Consider the following 763-nt stretch of genomic DNA (forward strand, 5'->3'; position numbering starts at 1 on the left):
ATTCTTGCAGAAAATATCTGATAATCCTCAATTATTAATATTTTCGGTAGCCTTATTAACTAATTTGTTGATAGTACAAGTGTTATATAAATACTCCAGAATGATTGAATTGAGTTTATTTGCTTATATTGCTGCCGGGATGTACACAGTATCCATGAATGGAATAAGACAATTTTTAGCAGCTGCAATTGTTTTTGCAGCAACAAAATTTATTCTTAATGGTAATTGGAGATTGTTTATACTTGTCGTTCTATTAGCTTCTACAATACACCAGACAGCATTAATTTTTATTCCAATTTATTTTATTGTTAGAAGGGAAGCCTGGTCAAAAGTAACATTTATCCTTTTAGGTTTAGCAGTTTTATTGGCAGCAGGCTTTAATCAGTTTTCAACACTCTTATTTAGTGCGCTGGAGGATACCCAATATGGTCACTACAGTACTTTTTCTGAAGGTGGAGCAAATCCATTAAGACTTGTTGTAACTGGGGCGCCATTAATTATTGCTTACTTAGGAAAAGAGAGACTAAGAGAGTTATGGCCCAAAAGTGATTATATAGTAAATTTAACGTTATTAGGAATAGTATTTATGGTCATATCGTCCCAAAATTGGATATTTGCAAGATTTAATATATACTTTGGACTTTATAACCTGATACTAATTTCATGGATTGTGAAATTATTTTCAAAGCAAGATAGAAAATTTATTTATTATGGTCTTTTAGGCTGTTACTTAATTTATTTTTATTATGAAAATGTCATATCT

1 protein-coding gene is annotated in these 763 nt (G+C 30.4%); it reads left to right on the forward strand.

The genetic code is table 11. The features are described from left to right. A partial coding sequence (locus tag V7266_RS30250; RefSeq protein ID WP_335472972.1) for an EpsG family protein occupies positions 1–763 on the forward strand: 763 nt, incomplete at both ends.

Source organism: Neobacillus drentensis, assembly GCF_036965645.1.
Classification (GTDB): domain Bacteria; phylum Bacillota; class Bacilli; order Bacillales; family Cytobacillaceae; genus Neobacillus; species Neobacillus drentensis_D.